This window comes from Promicromonospora sp. MS192 (assembly GCF_049532985.1).
Lineage (GTDB): Bacteria > Actinomycetota > Actinomycetes > Actinomycetales > Cellulomonadaceae > Promicromonospora.
Genome location: NZ_CP186693.1, coordinates 1,731,521 through 1,744,738, shown reverse-complemented (window position 1 = coordinate 1,744,738; position 13,218 = coordinate 1,731,521). Strand labels below are relative to the sequence as shown.

Sequence of the window (13,218 nt, the reverse complement as noted above, 5' to 3'; positions counted from 1 at the left end):
GGGTTCCGCCCCGCGCGCGGCGGGCGTGCTCCCACCCTTCTCCGGCGGTCCGTGCGGCACCAGGGACCATGGGCCCGCAACCCCGGGACCGACGGCACGGGGCGCCCGGGCCCGCGCTGCCTAGCGTGGGAGGTGGCGGCCGCGCCAGGCCGCCCCGCGCCGACCGAGGAGACCGAGATGACCCAGACGACGACGGGCCCCGTGCTGGTCGGGGTCGACGGCTCGGAGTCGGCCACCCGGGCGGCCCGCTGGGCCGCGCTGGAGGCCGCCCGGCGGGACGTGCCGCTGGTGCTCGCGCACGTCTGGACCCCGGTGCCGGTGAGCGTGCCGCACGCGGTGGCGCTCGGGGCGTACCAGGACGCGCTGATCGCGCAAGGCCGGCAGTGGCTCGACGAGGCCGAGGCAGCGGCCCGCGACGCGGCCCCAGGGGTCGTCACGCGCACCGACCTGGTGGGCGGCTCGGTCGCGGCGCGCCTGATCGGGCGGTCGGCGTCCGCCGGCATGGTGGTGCTCGGGGACCGAGGCCTCGGTGGTTTCAGCGGGCTGGTCATCGGGTCGATCGCGGTGGCGGTCAGCACGCACGCGCACTGCCCGGTGGTGGTGGTCCGCACGGCCGAACCGCCCGGCACCACCCCGCCGGACGGTCCGCAGACCGGCCCGGTGGTGGTCGGTGTGGACGGTTCGGGCACCAGCCGGGCGGCCGTCACGTTCGCGTTCGAGGCGGCGTCGGCGCGCGGCGTCCCGCTCGTGGCCGTGCATGCCTGGAGCGACCTGCCCGTGACGACGGTGTGGGAGCTGACCACCGCGTGGGACGCCATCGAGCGGCACGAGTCGGAGCAGCTGAGCACGTGGCTGGCCCAGGACCGCGCGCGGCACCCGGGCGTCCGGGTCGAGGAGGTGGTGGTCCGGGAGGGGCCGACCCGGGTGCTGCTCGAGCACGCCGAGCGCGCGCAGCTCGTCGTGGTCGGGACGCGCGGCCGGGGCGGGTTCCGCGGGCTGCTGCTCGGGTCGACCAGCCAGGCCCTGATCCATCACGCAGCGTGCCCGGTCGCCGTCGTCCCGCTGCCGCGGTCCTGAGGCCCGGCGGCTCCGACGACGGGGGCTGCGAGGTCGGGGCTGCGAGGTCGGGGCTGCGAGGCTGCAAGGTCGAGGCCGCAAGGTCGAGGCCGCAAGGCCGAGGCCGCAAGGCCGAGGCCGCAAGGCCGAGGCCGCAAGGCCGAGGCCGCAAGGCCGAGGCCGCAAGGCCGAGGCCGCAAGGCCGAGGCCGCAAGGCCGAGGCCGCAAGGCCGAGGCCGCAAGGCCGAGGGCCGCGAGGCCGGGGGCCGCGAGACCCGGCACGGGACGGGGGCCAGGGGACGAGGGCTGCCAGGGGACGACGGCTGCGAGACCCGGCACGGGGCGAGGGGCGATCAGGTGGGGACGATCCGACCGGCCGCCGCGAGGTCGTCGACCGCGGTGGCCGGCCCCGGGCCCGCACGGTGGCCGGCACGCTGGTCGGCGGGGTTGGCGGCACGTTCGGCGGCGAGGAACCGGGCGACGGTCCGGGTGAGGATCTCGCCCTCGACGTGCGTGCCGGAGCCCGCCTTCGAGGTCGGCACCGCTGCGGCGTCGCCGAGGACGAAGACGTCGGGCCGCGCCGTGGACCGCACGGAACGCGGGCCGACGGGCACGAAGCCGAGCTCGTCGCCCAGACCGTCCGAGGCCTCCACGTAGGCTGCGCCGCCGTGCAGGGGCACCATCACCGCCAGGTCGAAGGGGACCTCCCGCTCGTCGAACGACACGAGGCGGCCGCCGGCCCCGTCGGCGTCCTCGACGCTCCCGGTGGTGAACTCGGTGACCAGGTCGATGTCCTTGCGGGCGAGCAGGCCGGCCAGTGCCGCGGCGGCGACGGGCTTGGTGAACGCCGCGTCCAGCGGGGTGACGTAGGTCAGCGAGACCACGTCGCGGATACCGCGCCGCCGGAAGTACCAGTCGGCCAGGAAGCAGAACTCCAGGGGCGCCACCGGGCACGCGGTCGGCATGTCGACGACGTCGACCACGAGCCGGCCGCCGTCGAACGCGGCCAGGGCCCGGGCGAGGGCCCGGGCGCCCTCGTGGTCGCCGAACGCGTGCACCTGCGCGGGCCGCAGCGGCGTCGCGAGGCCCTCGGTCTCCTCGGGCAGCAACCGTGCGCCGGTCGCGATCACCAGGAGGTCGTAGGGCAGCACCGCGCCGTCGGCCAGGTGCACGCGGTCGTGGTCGAGGTCCACCCGCTGCACGACGCCGCAGCGGTAGCCGACGCCCGGCCGCAGCTGCCGCCGGCGGGGCCGGACCAGGCTGTCGAGCGGGGACAGGCCGAACGGCGCGAACAGCAGCCCGGGCTGGTAGACGTGCCGGTTGCCCTGGTCGACGACGGTGATCTCGACGTCGTCGCCGAGCGTGCGCCGCAACCGGACGGCCGACGGCGCGCCGCCGGGACCACCAAGGATCACGACTCGTCCGGTCATGCCCCCAGTGTCGACACCGGACGGTGCGCCCCGTAGGGGCCTTGGTCGTCGCGGTGCGGGACGTTCGCCCGGGCAAGACGGGACCAGCAGCCCTGCTGGCCCCTCGGGACGGGTGGTGTGCTGGGCGCAGAGCACGAGTGGCCCAGACCGCGACGACGCGGCACGGGGCCCGCCGGACCCGCCGGCGCGACCCCGCAGGAGACGGAGGGAGACGGACCATGGACATCGTCGACGCACGGGTCGAGAGGATCCTGAACGCCGCCGGGGACGCGCCGAGCGTCCTGAACACCCAGCCCTGGCGGGTGGCGACGAGCGACCGCACGGTGACGCTCCGCGCCGACCCGTCGCGGCAGCTACGGCACAGCGACCCGCAGGGCCGGGAGATGCTGATCAGCTGCGGGGCGTTCCTGTTCAACGCGCGCGTCGCGGCCCGCCGGGAGTCGCTCACCGCGGTGGTCACGGTGCTGCCCGATCCGGAGGACGACCTGCTCGTCGCGCAGATCACGCTCGAACCGGGCGACGACCCGGGCGACGACGAGCTGGAGCTGTCCGTCGCGATCGAGCACCGGACGACGTCCCGCGTCCCCTTCGAGGACCGGCCGCTGCCGGCCGACGTGCTGGTCGCGATCCAGCGCGCCGCGTACGCCGAGGGCGCCAGCATGCGCACGATCCAGCCCTCCGATCCCTCGCGGCCGGAGGTGCTCGCGCTGGTGCGCCGCGCCGAGGCGGTCGCGGCGGAGGACATGGCCGCACGCGACGAGGAGGCCGCGTGGACCGCCACCTGGCCGGGCCGCGACGACGGCATCCCGGAGCACCTGCTCGGACGCGCACCGACCAACCCGGACGCCCCCGTGCGCCGGTTCAACGCCAGCCGGGGCCGGGAGCCGTTCGAGCGGCACTCGACGCTTGCCGTGCTGACCACGCCCGGCGACTCCCCCCGGGACTGGGTCGCGGCCGGCCAGGCCCTGGAGCACGCGCTGCTGGTGGCCACCACGCACTTCGTGCACGCGTCGTTCGCCACCACCGTCCTGGAGAACCCCACGACCCGGCACGACCTGCGCCAGGCCCTGTCCCTGCACGCCTACCCGCAGATGCTCATGCGGCTGGGCACCAGCCCCCAGGCGGAGCACACACCCCGCCGCACCCGCCCGCGGCACGACGCCGTCCGCCCGTGGACACCGTGGCGCAGCCGGCCGACGGCGTGACACGGGACGGCGGGTGAACCAGCCATCAGCGCCTGAAGTGCGCTTCTACCCAGTCATCCGGCCCACCACGACCCTAGTTGGTGGTCCCAATGACTGGCTAGAAGCGCACCTTCGGTGGGCGAGGGCCACGCATCGTCACGCATCGTCACGCGCCGCATCGTCCAGCCGGGCGCGGGCCGCCGCCAGGCGGGCGACCGGGATGCGGTACGGCGAGCAGGACACGTAGTCCACGCCGATCCTGTCGAGCAGCGTGATCGACGCCGGGTCACCGCCGTGCTCCCCGCAGACGCCGGTCTCCAGGTCGGGCCGGGTGCGCAGCCCGCGCTCGACGCCAGTCCGGACGAGCTCGCCCACGCCGTCCGCGTCGAGGGAGGCGAAGGGGTCGGCGGGCACGATGCCCTCCTCCAGGTACGCCGCCAGGAAGGAGCCCTCGGCGTCGTCGCGGGAGACGCCGATCGTCGTCTGGGTCAGGTCGTTCGTACCGAACGAGAAGAAGTCGGCGTGCTCGGCGATCTCGCCCGCCGTCAGCGCGGCACGCGGCAGCTCGATCATGGTGCCGACGCGGTAGGCCAGGTCGGTGACGCCGGCGGCGGCCAGCTCCTCGTCGGCGGTGGCCACGACGATCTCGCGCATGCGCCGCAGCTCCTCGGCGTACCCGACCAGGGGCACCATGATCTCCACGCGCGGGTCCAGGCCGCGCGCCCGTACCGCGAGCGCCGCACGGACGATCGCGCGGGTCTGCATGACGCCGATCTCCGGGTGCAGCAGCGTCAGCCGGACGCCGCGGGTGCCGAGCATGGGGTTCGCCTCGGCCATGCTGGTGATCCGGGCCAGGAGGGCGCGCGCCTGCCCCAGCTCACCGGGCTCGCCGCCGGCTTCCAGCCGCTGCACCAGCAGCGACTGCTCCACCAGGTCGGGCAGGAACTCGTGCAGCGGCGGGTCGATGAGTCGCACGGCCACCGGCAGCCCGGTCATCGCGGTGAAGATCTCCTCGAAGTCCGCCTGCTGCACGGGCAGCAGCTGGTCGAGGGCGGCCTGCCGGGACGCGGCGGTGTCGGCCAGGATCATGCGGCGCACGACGGGCAGGCGGTCGGTGGCCATGAACATGTGCTCGGTGCGGCACAGGCCCACGCCCTCGGCGCCGAGCTCGCGGGCGCGGACGGCGTCGGCCCCGGTGTCGGCGTTGGCGCGGACGCCGAGGCGGCGGACGTCGTCGGCCCAGCCCAGGACGGTGGAGAAGTCGTCGGTGACGCGGGGCGGCACGAGCGGCAGGGCGCCCGGGTAGACGGCTCCGGTGGTGCCGTCGAGGGTGACGGTGTCCGCGTCGGTGAGCACCGTGCCGCCGATGGTCAGGGTGCGGGCGTCGGCGTCGATGCGCAGGTCGCCGGCGCCCGCGACGCACGGCTTGCCCATGCCACGTGCCACCACGGCGGCGTGCGACGTCATGCCGCCGTGCGCGGTGAGCACGCCCTGGGCGGCGGCGGTGTCGGCGTCGAACACGAGGCGGCCGACGGCGGCGCCCGGCGAGGCGTTGAGCCCGTGGGTGAGCGGGGTCGCGGTGTGGTCGGGGTCGAGCGCGGGGTGCAGGAGCTGGTCGAGCTGGGCGGGGTCGATGCGCCGCAGGGCCGTCTCGGTGTCGATCAGGCCCTCCGCGACGAGGTCACGCGCGACCTTGAGGGCCGCCGCGGCGGTGCGCTTGCCGGTGCGCACCTGCAGCAGGTAGAGCGTGCCGTCCTCGACGGTGAACTCGATGTCCTGCATGTCGCCGTAGTGGCGCTCCAGCCGGTCCATCGCGGACATGAGCCGGGCGTACGCCTCGGGCAGCACGGTCTCCAGCTCCTGCAGGCGCCGCGGGGTGCGGATGCCCGCCACCACGTCCTCTCCCTGCGCGTCGAGGAGGAACTCGCCGTACCGTTCCTTGGCGCCCGTGGCCGGGTTGCGCGTGAAGCACACGCCGGTCGCGGAGGTGCCGCCCTTGTTGCCGAAGACCATCTGCATGACGTTCACGGCGGTGCCCAGGTCGTCCGGGATGTCGTTCAGCCGCCGGTAGACCTGCGCCCGGGGGCTGTCCCACGACGCGAAGACGGCGTCGATCGCCCGCCGGAGCTGCTCGCGCGGCTCGGTGGGCAGGTCGTGGCCGGTGCTCTCGCGGGCCACGCGGCGGAACGTGGCGGTGAGGTCGCGCAGGTCGTCGACCGTGAGGTCCGTGTCCTGCCGGGCGCCGCGCCGGTCCTTGAGCGCGGTGAGCTCGTCCTCGAAGGCCTGTCCCGGGACGCCTTCGACCACCTCGCCGTACATCTGCACGAACCGGCGGTAGGAGTCCCACGCGAACCGCGGGTCGCCTGACTCGGCCGCGAGGCCGGCGGCGGACTGCTCCGAGATGCCCAGGTTGAGGATGGTGTCCATCATCCCCGGCATGGAGAACACGGCGCCCGACCGCACGGACACCAGCAGCGGGCGCTCGGCGGCGCCCAGCACCCGGCCGGTGCGGCGTTCCAGGGCGTCGAGGTGGGCCTGGATCTCGCCCCAGAGTCCGTCGGGCCAGGTGCCGCCGCCTCGCATGGCGGCGACGCACGCCGCGGTGGTCACCGTGAAGCCGTCGGGGACGGGTACGCCGATGCGCCGCATCTCCGCGACGCCCGCGCCCTTGCCGCCGAGCAGGGAGCGCATCCCGGCGTTCCCCTCCGACAGGTCGTAGACCAGCCGCCCGTCCGCCGGTGGTGCCGACGTCGGCGGCGGCGCGCCCGTGGTGGCCGATCCGGTCCGGCTCTCCGCATGCGTGGTCATCGCGCCTCCGTCGGTCCGCGCCCGTGTGCCGTGTCTCCGGCGGCCGTGCCGGGGCGGGGCGGCCCGGCCACGCTGCCAGCCTCGCCCGGCCGGTGCGAGACGGGTCAGGGCCGTCGGCCCCGCACGGCGGGGACGTAGGTCCCCCTCGACCAGGCGGACGAGCCCCGCGACGGCCCGGGTCGTCCTGTCAGCCGGGTGTCACGACCAGCGAGCCCGACGCCGCCCCCGACCGGAGGTCCGCGAGCGCCTCGTCCGTCCGGTCGAAGGGGTAGCGGGTCACCTCCGGGACGATCCGGAGCGTGCGGGCCAGCCGCAGGAACGCGGCGCCGTCGGCGCGGGTGTTGGCGGTGACGGTGCGCAGGTCGCGCTCGTAGAAGAGGTGCTCGGTGTACGACATGGCGGGCAGGTCGCTCATGTGGATACCCGCCAGCACCACGGTGCCGCCCCGTTCGGTGGCCTGGAGGGCGAGCGGCACGAGCTCGCCGGCCGGGGCGAAGACGATCGCGGCGTCGACCGGCTCGGGCGGCCGGTCGGTCGCGGCCCCGGCGAACCGGGCGCCGGTGCGCCGGGCCAGGTCCCGGTTGGCGGCGCCGCGCGTCATGACGTAGACCTCCGCGCCGCACGCGACGGCCAGGCGTGCGGTGAGGTGCGCGCTGGACCCGTAGCCGTACAGGCCGAGCCGGCCGCCGGCGCGCAGGCCGGTGCGGGTCAGCGCCCGGTACCCGATGATGCCGGCGCACAGGAGCGGGGCCACCTCGGCGGGGTCCCGGTCGGCGCGCAGCCGGTAGGCGTAGGCCTCGGGCACGGTGGTGTGCTCGGCGAAGCCGCCGTGGGCGTCCCACCCGGTGTACCGCGAGTCGGGGCAGAGGTTCTCCTGCCCCTCGCGGCACCACCGGCACGCGCCGCAGGTGCGGCGCAGCCACGCCACCCCCACGCGGTCGCCGCGCCGCAGGTGCCGCACGGCGGGGCCGGTCTCCTCGACGACGCCGACCACCTGGTGCCCGGGCACCACGTGCGGCAGGTGCACGGGCAGCTCGCGGTCCACGACGTGCAGGTCGGTGCGGCACACGCCGCAGGCCTCGACCCGCACCAGCACCTCGTCCGGACCGGGCCGGGGCACGGGCACCTGGCGCAGGGCGAGGCTGCCCACCGTGCTCCCGGTGACCCATGCCCGCATGTCCATGCCTCCACCATGACCAGTCCGCCGCCCGGCCGCCAGCGCCGGGGCAGTCGCGGGGACCTTCGCCCGTCGGGTGTCAGGACGTTGGCCTCTGCTTCGCGCCGGCTCTCGCGCAGTGGTGTTGAACCGTCAGCACACCCTCTCCGATCGGAGCTGTCATGAAGGCCGCCGTCGTCACCGACTTCACCGCACCGCTGCAGGTCATGGACGTGCCCGTCCCCGAGCCCGGACCCGGTCAGGTCCTGGTCCGGATCGAGACCAGCGGTCTGTGCCACACCGACATCCACGCCGCGCACGGCGACTGGCCGGTCAAGCCGCACCCGCCGTTCGTGCCGGGGCACGAGGGCGTCGGCCGCATCGAGCGGCTCGGCGAGGGCGTGCACGGCCGCAGTCCCGGGCAGCGCGTCGCCATCGCGTGGCTCGGCAGCGCGTGCGGCGAGTGCCGCTACTGCATCAGCGGCCGGGAGACCCTGTGCGAGAAGCAGGCCAACTCCGGCTACTCGGTGAACGGGGCGTTCGCCGAGTACGCCGTTGTGCCCGCCGCGTTCGCGACCCCGGTGCCCGACGACGTGTCGTCGCTGGACGCCGCGCCCCTGACCTGCGCGGGCGTGACCACCTACAAGGCGATCAGGGTGGCCGGCGTGGCGCCGGCCGAGACCGTGGCGATCTTCGGCGTCGGCGGTCTCGGGCACCTGGCGCTGCAGTACGCCCGGATCGCGGGGGCGTTCACGGTGGCCGTGGACCTGGAGGACCACAAGCTGGACCTGGCGGCCCGGCTCGGCGCCGACCACGTGGTCAACGCCGCCCGCGAGGACCCGGCCCAGGCGATCCAGCGGCTCGGCGGGGCCGACGTCGCGGTCGCGCTGGCCGCGTCGCCGGCCTCGTTCGACCAGGCCTTCGCGTCGCTGCGCCGCGGCGGGCGGCTGGTCTGCGTCGCCCTGCCCGCGCACGGCACCATCCAGCTGCCGATCTTCGACACCGTCCTGAAGGGCATCTCGGTGATCGGCTCGATCGTCGGCACCCGCAACGACCTCGCCGACGTGTTCGCCCTGCACGCGGCGGGCCGGACCGAGGTGGTCGCGACCGAGCGCAAGCTCGACGAGGTGAACGAGTCCATGACGGACGTGCTCGCCGGCCGGGTGCCGGCACGCATCGTGTTCGGCCTGTGAGGGCCGGGGCCTGACCGGGTCCGGTCAGGCTCCGTCGAGCGGCACCCGCCACTCCAGGCGGGTGCCGTTCGCCGGACCCGGCCCGATGCTCAGCGACCCGCCCAGCTCGGTGGCCCGCCGGGCGAGGTTGCGCAGGCCGCTGAACGCGACGCCCTCGGGCACGCCCGCGCCGTCGTCCGTCACCACGAGCGCCACCGTGTCCGTCACGGTCAGGCGCACCGACACCGTCCGGGCGTGCGCGTGCCGCGCCACGTTCGACAGCCCCTCGCGCACGACCGCCACGACGTGGTCGCCGACGTCGGGCGGCACCGAGGAGTCGACCGGACCGTCGAACCGCAGGCGCGGGGCGAAGCCGAGCGGTCCCGCAGCGGTGTCCACCTCCGTGATGACCCGCGAGCGCAGGCCGACCCGGCGGTCGCCCGGACCGCCGGGCTGCAGCCGGTGGATGGTGGTCCGGATCATGGCGATGGTCTCGTCGATCTCGTCCACCGCCCGCTCCACCCGTTCGGCGCCCTCGCCACCGAGCCCCCGGCTCAGCGTGTGCAGGGACAGCCCCGTCGCGTACAGCCGCTGGATCGCCAGGTCGTGCAGGTCCCTGGCGATGCGGTCACGGTCCCGCAGCACGGCGAGCCGCTCCACGTCGACACGGTGCTCGGCCAGCTCCAGGGCGACGGCGGCCTGCGCCGCGAACCCCTCCAGCGCCTCCACGACGACGGCGGAGAACGGCGCCCCGCCGAGGTACCGCCCCACGGCGAGCACCCCGCGGGTACTGCCCTGCTCGCCCAGCGGCAGCACCGCGAACGGCCCGAGCTCGTGGCGCAGGTCGAAGGAGAGCTGGGCGCGCTCGTCGGCGGCCGCCGCGGCGGAGAACATCGGCCGGCCGGAGCCGATCACGACGGACGCGAACGTGCCGTCCGGCGGCAGCATGGTGCCGACCAGCCGGTCGGTGTCAGGGCCGGACGCCGCCTGCACCACCAGGCGCCGCGACTCCGGCTCGGGCACGGAGATCACCGCCAGGTCGGCGCCGGCGACCCGCCGGGCGTGCTTGGCCACGAGGTTCAGCACGTCGCCCGGCGTGCTGCCGGTGAGCACCTGCCGGGAGATCTCGTCGTTCGCCTGCGCCGCCCGCTCCCGCAGGCGCGCCTCGTCGTACAGGTCGGCGTTCTCGATGGCCACGCTCGCACCCGCCGCCAGCGCCTCCAGGAGCCGCTGGTCGTCCTCGGTGAAGTCGCCCCCGCCCTCCTTCTCGGTGAGGTAGAGGTTGCCGAACGCCGCACCGTGCACCCTCAGCGGGGCGCCCAGGAAGACGCGCATCGGCGGATGGTTGGGCGGGAAGCCCACCGACGCCGGGTGCTGGGTCAGGTCGTGCAGCCGCAACGGCGCGGGGTGGCGGATGAGCTCGCCCAGGATGCCGTGCCCCGTGGGGTACGGGCCGATGTCGCGGACCTGGTCCGGCGTCAGCCCCACCGTCAGGAACCGGGCGATGCGCCCGTCCGGACCCAGCACGCCCAACGCTGCGTACCGAGCGCCCACGAGGCGCGCCGCGGTCGCACTGATCTCGTTCAGCGTGGTCTCCAGGTCGAGACCCCGCCCCATCGTCGCCAGCGCGTCGAGCAACAGCTCGGCCTGTTCGCGGGCACGCTCCGCCACCGCACTCCCCCGTCCTGCCCCCGCGGCACCACCGTATCGGCCTGGCGCAGCACACGCAGACGATGACACGGGCAGAGTGCTGTGCAGCACGGGATTCACCCCGTGCGTGCCGGTGACAGCGGGTCGAGCGGGAGGCAGCCGGGAGGCGAGTCAGGCGGGAGGCCGCCGGCGCGGGAGGGACGACCGGGTCGCGGCCACCTCGGCCCCGAGCCCCTTGCCCCACGCCCGGGCCCGCGCGAGCTCGCCGTCGGCCAGCGGGCCGGTCATGTCGGTGACCCGGTAGCTCGTCGGCGCCGCGATGATCGGGTAGCCGAGCCGATTCAGGCGCCGCCCGGCGGCCCGCGCCGCGGACCCGGTGAAGTGCGACGTCGCCCGGGTGTCGAAAGCCGTGGCCTCGGTCCGGGCATCGGTGCGGACGCCCGGCAGGGCACCCAGCCACTCGCGGATGCCCCGCTCACGGGAGACGACGTGCGGCGCCCGCGCTGCCGCGTCCCGCCGCGTCGAGGGCCAGGACATGCTGAAGGCGTGCGTCGGCCCGCCGACCACGAGCAGCGTCACGTCCGCAGGCACCATGTCGGGTGCCGCCCCCACCTCGACGATGTCGGCGTGCATCGACGCCTCGATCCCTTCCGCGACCGCGTGCGCGACCTGCTCGGTGTTGCCGAACATCGACTCGTAGACCACCAGTGCGCGCATCGCGAGCACCTCCTCGACCTCGAACAGTTCCGTGTGGGACGAGCCTCGCCTCCGCCCGCACCCCGCCGTCAGGGCCGTCTGCCCCGGCCCCGCGGGACCTTCGGCCCGTGTGCCGGGCCCTCCCCCGCGCCAAGACTGACGAGGGGAAGGGAGGGCGGGGATGAACCTCGACGAAGCACGGACACAGCGGATCCTGCGGGCCGCCGCGAGCGCACCCAGCGTGCTGAACACCCAGCCGTGGCTGGTGACCACCGCGGGCAGCACCCTGACGCTCCGCGCGGACCCGGCGCGCCAGCTCCGGCACTCGGACCCTCGCGGCCGGGAGATGCTGATCAGCTGCGGCGCGTTCCTGCTCAACGCCCGCACGGCCGCGCGCCGTGAGTCCCTCGACGCCGTCGTCACGGTGCTGCCCGACCCCGACGACGACCACCTCGTGGCCACGATCGAGCTCGAACCGGGCCGCGACCCGGATGCGGACGAGCTCGAGCTCTCGGTCGCCATCGCGCGGCGCTCCACCTCGCGGGTCCCGTTCGACGACCAGCCGCTGTTCAGCGACGTGCTGCACGCCGTCGTCGCGGCGGCGCACGACGAGGGTGCCGACCTGCGCGTCGTCCAGCCGGGCGACCCCGCGCGCGCGGAGGTCCTGCGGCTCGTGCGCCGGGCCGAGGCGCTCGCCGCGGAGGATCCCGCGGCGAGCGCCGAGGAGGCCGCCTGGACCGCCACGGACCCCGGACGCGGCGACGGCATCCCGCGCGACCTGCTCGGCCCCCGCCCGACGGACGACCGGGCGCCGGTACGACAGTTCCTCGCCAGCGAGGGCAGCGCCCCGTTCGAGCTGCACTCGACCACGGCCGTCCTGACGACGCCGGGCGACTCGGCACGGGACTGGGTCGCCGCGGGCCAGGCCCTGGAGCGGGTGCTGCTGGTGGCGAGCACCTTCTTCGTCCACGCCTCGTTCGCCACGACCGTGCTGGAGAACCCGACCACCCGCCACGACCTGCGCCGGGCACTGTCGCTCGACGGGGTCCCCCAGATGGTGATGCGGCTCGGCTACAGCTCGATGCCGCAGCACACGCCCCGCCGCACCGTCGAGCCGGCGGCGGGCTGACCCCACGGACCGCACCCCGGTCCGGGGGCAGAAGGAGGACGATCATGAACAGTGCCTGGTACCACGGCGTCGTCGTGGGCGTCGACGGCACGGCCGAGAGCATGTCCGCGCTGGACTGGGCGGCCCGCACGGCCGACCTGCACCGGGCCCGGCTCACCGTCGTGGCCGCCTACCCCACGCCCCTCGAGCCCGGCCCGGGAGCGAGCAGCCTGGCCCTGGACGCGCGCGAGCAGGCCCACCGCGCGGCCCGCGCCGCACGGGACCGGCTGGGCGACCGGCGGCCGGGCGGCCGCGAGGTCCGGGTGCTCGTGCTGCCGGGCGCCGCCGCCCACGTCCTGGCCCAGCAGTCGAGCACGTGCGACCTCGTCGTGGTGGGACGGCGCGCCCTGGGCGCGCTCGACCGGGCCCTGCTCGGTTCCACCTCCTCGGCGCTGGCCGCCGGCGCACCCGGCACCGTCGCCGTGGTGCCGGCGGGCGCAGCCACGGGCGAGCCCCGCCGGATCAGGGTGGGGGCGGGGCGCGAGGACGAGCCGGACCTGCTGGAGACGGCGTTCGCCGAGGCGGCGGCGCGCGGGTGCCCGCTGGAGGTCCTGCACGTGACGGGCACCGACCCGGTCGTGTCGGCGCTGCTGGACAAGGACCGCGCCACCGGGACGTGGCACGAGAGCAGCGACGCGCTGACCGACCGGCTGCTCCAGTGGTCCCGGAAGTACCCCGGCGTCGCCTACACGGTGGTGACCAGGCGCGGGGACCCCGTGGTGGCCCTGCTCCACAACCTGGCCCGGCACGACATCCTGGTGGTCGGCGGGCGCCGCCACTCGGCGGTCACGGGCCGCCTGCTGCGCAGCGTGCCCGACGCCGTGCTGCGCACCGCGCCGTGCCCCGTCCTGGTGGTGCACGTGCACCGGCCGGAGACTCTCACGGCCGTATGAGCGCC

The 13,218-nt window shown here is 75.6% G+C and carries 10 protein-coding genes; 5 read left to right on the top strand and 5 right to left on the bottom strand.

The features are described 5' to 3' along the window. Positions 1-177: 177 nt before the first annotated feature. Entirely contained in the window at positions 178-1,077 is a 900-nt protein-coding gene (locus ACO229_RS07815; protein ID WP_423464444.1) for a universal stress protein, read from the top strand. A 332-nt stretch (positions 1,078-1,409) separates the two neighbouring features. Here the strand turns inward: ACO229_RS07815 and ACO229_RS07810 are convergent, their stop codons facing one another. Further along, on the bottom strand, positions 1,410-2,486 hold the full coding sequence (locus ACO229_RS07810; RefSeq protein ID WP_423464443.1) for an NAD(P)/FAD-dependent oxidoreductase: 1,077 nt from the start codon (positions 2,484-2,486) through the stop codon (positions 1,410-1,412). A 218-nt stretch (positions 2,487-2,704) separates the two neighbouring features. Between ACO229_RS07810 and ACO229_RS07805 the strand changes: the two genes are divergently transcribed. Further along, entirely contained in the window at positions 2,705-3,691 is a 987-nt protein-coding gene (locus tag ACO229_RS07805; RefSeq protein WP_423464442.1) for an Acg family FMN-binding oxidoreductase, read from the top strand. A 135-nt stretch (positions 3,692-3,826) separates the two neighbouring features. On the opposite strand, the gene ACO229_RS07800 is transcribed toward ACO229_RS07805, so the two are convergent. Together ACO229_RS07800 and ACO229_RS07795 are read right to left on the bottom strand one after the other, a co-directional pair. Then, a complete protein-coding gene (locus ACO229_RS07800) occupies positions 3,827-6,361 on the bottom strand; it encodes a putative PEP-binding protein (protein WP_423465278.1) in 2,535 nt (844 codons plus the stop codon). A gap of 304 nt (positions 6,362-6,665) precedes the next feature. Further along, positions 6,666-7,661: a zinc-binding alcohol dehydrogenase family protein gene (locus ACO229_RS07795; RefSeq protein WP_423464440.1), complete on the bottom strand. Its 996-nt coding sequence runs from the start codon at positions 7,659-7,661 to the stop codon at positions 6,666-6,668. A gap of 155 nt (positions 7,662-7,816) precedes the next feature. Between ACO229_RS07795 and ACO229_RS07790 the strand changes: the two genes are divergently transcribed. Continuing rightward, positions 7,817-8,827 (top strand): zinc-dependent alcohol dehydrogenase, encoded by a 1,011-nt coding sequence (locus tag ACO229_RS07790; RefSeq protein ID WP_423464439.1) that lies wholly within the window; start codon positions 7,817-7,819, stop codon positions 8,825-8,827. 24 nt (positions 8,828-8,851) lie between these two features. Here the strand turns inward: ACO229_RS07790 and ACO229_RS07785 are convergent, their stop codons facing one another. Further along, on the bottom strand, positions 8,852-10,477 hold the full coding sequence (locus ACO229_RS07785) for a GAF domain-containing protein (protein WP_423464438.1): 1,626 nt from the start codon (positions 10,475-10,477) through the stop codon (positions 8,852-8,854). 150 nt (positions 10,478-10,627) lie between these two features. Next, positions 10,628-11,173 (bottom strand): flavodoxin family protein, encoded by a 546-nt coding sequence (locus tag ACO229_RS07780; RefSeq protein ID WP_423464437.1) that lies wholly within the window; start codon positions 11,171-11,173, stop codon positions 10,628-10,630. Positions 11,174-11,333: 160 nt separating this feature from the next. Here ACO229_RS07780 and ACO229_RS07775 point away from each other — a divergent pair, with 160 nt between their 5' ends. Next, entirely contained in the window at positions 11,334-12,281 is a 948-nt protein-coding gene (locus ACO229_RS07775) for an Acg family FMN-binding oxidoreductase (RefSeq protein WP_423464436.1), read from the top strand. Positions 12,282-12,325: 44 nt separating this feature from the next. Beyond that, positions 12,326-13,213 carry a universal stress protein gene (locus tag ACO229_RS07770; RefSeq protein WP_423464435.1) on the top strand — a complete coding sequence of 296 codons (888 nt, stop codon included), beginning with the start codon at positions 12,326-12,328 and terminating at the stop codon, positions 13,211-13,213. Positions 13,214-13,218: the final 5 nt, after the last annotated feature.